This is a genomic window from Streptomyces incanus (assembly GCF_042656345.1).
Classification (GTDB): domain Bacteria; phylum Actinomycetota; class Actinomycetes; order Streptomycetales; family Streptomycetaceae; genus Streptomyces; species Streptomyces incanus.
In genome coordinates this window covers 1-2765 of sequence record NZ_JBHSPC010000092.1, presented here as the reverse complement: position 1 = coordinate 2765, position 2765 = coordinate 1, and the positions used below count along the sequence as shown (strand labels likewise).

Here is a 2765-nt window from a genome sequence, read left to right as displayed (position 1 = left end):
CGACACAGCAGTCCAGCCACGATCAGACTCGCCTCTACCGCTTAACTGAACGGCATTGCCTCTTGGTGGGTGGCACGTCATGCGGGGCCAGTTGGAGGAAGTACTGCTTCGCGCGCAGCAGAGGAACGTGGTCGTACAGATCATGCCTGTCGGATGTGTGGAACATGCCGCGCTGGATGGGCCGTTCACCCTGTACGAGACGCAGAAGGGGCAGCGGCTCGCCTATGTTGAGGCGCGGAACGACAGCCGCCTCTTCACTGAGCGAAGGTCGGTGCGCGAGTATGAGGAGCAGTACGGCATCCTGCGTGCTCAGGCCCTGACTCCGCGCGAGTCCCTGGGGCTACTCGAGAAGATGCTGGGAGAACTATGAACGCGGAAGACGCGACGCACGGTGAGTCCAAGCTGTCCTGGCGCACCAGCAGTTACAGCACGGGGTCGGGTGGCGAGTGTGTTGAGGTCGCCCTTGCGGCTGTCGGTGTGTATGTGCGTGACTCGAAGTGCGTGGTGCAGAGCGGGCCTGTGTTGAAGGTCGGCTCGGCGGCGTGGTCGGCGTTGCTTGAGGCGGTCTGAGTTTGGTGCCTCGGTGAGCCAGTCATTCCATGGCTAGTCGAGCCGAGGCGTACGGCGGCTCACGAGGTCGGCAGTTCTTTCGAAGAAGCGCCGACCTCGTGAGCCGTAGACCCAGGCGGCGTCAAGGAAGCCAGCGCAACCGTGCGTCGGCGGCCATCTGACACGTCAGTCGGATCCCTCCGGACGAGGTCACCTGAGCACCGTCCAGGTTGCACTTCCGGTTGGGTTCGTTGCAGCTGCCCTTCTTGTGGCCTGGTACATCGGCGCAGTTCAGCGTGTCGTGCGCCTCTTGACCCGCCGGCGAGAGGTTGTCGTAGTTGCTCCCGTCATGTCGGCCCGGTGAGTCGGAAAGTGTGCTCTGAGGAGTGGGCTCTGTTCGGACCGAAGGTGACCGCTTCGTCGGCTCCGGCTGTGCTACCGGCTCAGCGGGTTGCGTCTCCGCCTGCTCAGAAGGTGATGCGGTGACGGTTTCGGTCGCCGTTGCCGTAGCGGTTACCGTGATTGTGGTCGCCGGAGCCGGACGGGCCGCAGTCTCGGCGGTGGTCTGGGTTGCGCTTCCGCCCAGAGTAAGGGCAAGAGCAATGGCAAGAGCACTTCCTGCGACCACGGCAACCACAGGGATTAGACCCCGGGCGCGGAGGTGAGAGTGAGAAGCGTCTGGCAATTGAGCACTTGAGGACGTGAAGAAAGCTCCCTGGGGCTCATTGGATTCCTCCTCATGGACAGTGCGAACGAGTCCTTCCTCTTCCGAGTCAAGGTGCTGCGGGGCAGTTGGGGTGTTGTGTTCGGGGGATTTGACGTCGGCGGACTTCTCCAAGCGCGACAACATCATGGCGAGGGCCGCGTCCAGATGCGCGCGGCGCGCTTCCTGAGCTTCCCGCTGTGCCAGGTCAGGATCCGCTCCGGGGAACGGGAACCTGCGACTCCAGTCACTCTTGTGACAATTCGCGCAATTCGAGACGGCTTCGCTCTTGACGCGTATCAGCCAACCTACGCCGTGTCCGCAATGTGGGCATATATGCTGAACTCTGGGCATGGCTCCTCCTCAATGACCTACACATGCTTGAAGTGGCCCAAATGTAGATCACGAGTGGAGTGGTGTTACTCCGCACCCCTGTCAGCTTGGAACCCATTAAGTAACGGCGCGGTGTTCCTGGTTCCTGAAGTGGTGGCGAGTCGCGCGAGTGCGCATGTGCAGGTGCGTGCTGTACAGGGGGAGGGCGGCGCTCGTACCTGGTACGGGGGAAGCAGGGCCAAGTGGCGCGAAAGCTACGATGCGTGTCTTTAGAGTGAGCTGTGAGTGACGGTCGGGTGCCTGTGCCGGGGTATACGGCGGGCGCCACTGTGCGGGTGGGTGAGGTGAGGTCACCGGTGACTACGGCTCACGGTGAGGGCGAGACGGGCATCCTGCGGTGTTTCGGGCAGCAGTTGCGGCTGCTGCGGACGAGCCGGGGGCTGACGCGGGCGGAGCTGGGTGCGAAGCTCAGTTACGGCGAGGACATGGTCGCGTCGGTGGAGCTGGGGCGGCGGATTCCGAAGTCGGAGTTCATCGAGCGGGCGGACGCGGTGCTGGAGGCCGGCGGTCTGCTGACGGTGATGAAGGAGGAGGTGGCGCGAGCGCGGTACCCGGCGTTCTTCCGGGACGCGGCGAAGCTGGAGGCGGAGGCGGTCGAGCTGCATGTGTATGCCAACCAGGCTGTGCCGGGCCTGTTGCAGACGGAGGAGTACGCGCGGGCGGTGTTCGATGCGCGGCGCCCTCTCCTGGACGAGAGGGTCATCTCCGAGCGGGTGGCGGCCCGCCTTGCACGGCAGGAGATCTTCGACCGGAAGCCCCTGCCAACGATCAGCTTCGTGATCGAAGAGTCGGTACTGCGGCGGCCGATCGGCGGGTGGGGCGTGTGGCGTGGACAGTTGGAGGATATCTGCCTCCGAGGACAGAGCCGGAACGTCGAGATGCAGATCATGTCGACCGAGGTCAGCGAACATGCGGCGTTGGCTGGACCGTTCACCTTGATCGAGACGGTCAAAGGCCAGAGGATCGCCTATGTGGAGGTGCAGAAGGAAAGCCGTCTGCTCCACGAGCGAAGTTCGGTGCGTGAGTACGAGGAGCAGTACGGCATCCTCCGGGCACAGGCGCTGACACGGCAGCTGTAGTTCGTGACTCGTGAGGTTCCTGTCATGCGATGGCCACTGCC

The 2765-nt window shown here is 63.7% G+C and carries 2 protein-coding genes and 1 pseudogene; all 3 read left to right on the top strand.

From position 1 onward, the window contains the following. Nucleotides 1-58: 58 nt before the first annotated feature. Nucleotides 59-370 (top strand): annotated as a pseudogene (locus ACFP2V_RS27095) (Scr1 family TA system antitoxin-like transcriptional regulator); the annotation flags it as partial. Further along, nucleotides 367-570, top strand: a complete 204-nt coding sequence (locus tag ACFP2V_RS27090) for a DUF397 domain-containing protein (RefSeq protein WP_381217772.1) — start codon at nucleotides 367-369, stop codon at nucleotides 568-570. The pseudogene ACFP2V_RS27095 and the gene ACFP2V_RS27090, both read left to right, overlap by 4 nt. A gap of 1371 nt (nucleotides 571-1941) precedes the next feature. Further along, nucleotides 1942-2724: a helix-turn-helix domain-containing protein gene (locus tag ACFP2V_RS27085; RefSeq protein WP_381217770.1), complete on the top strand. Its 783-nt coding sequence runs from the start codon at nucleotides 1942-1944 to the stop codon at nucleotides 2722-2724. The last annotated feature ends 41 nt before the right edge of the window (nucleotides 2725-2765 follow it).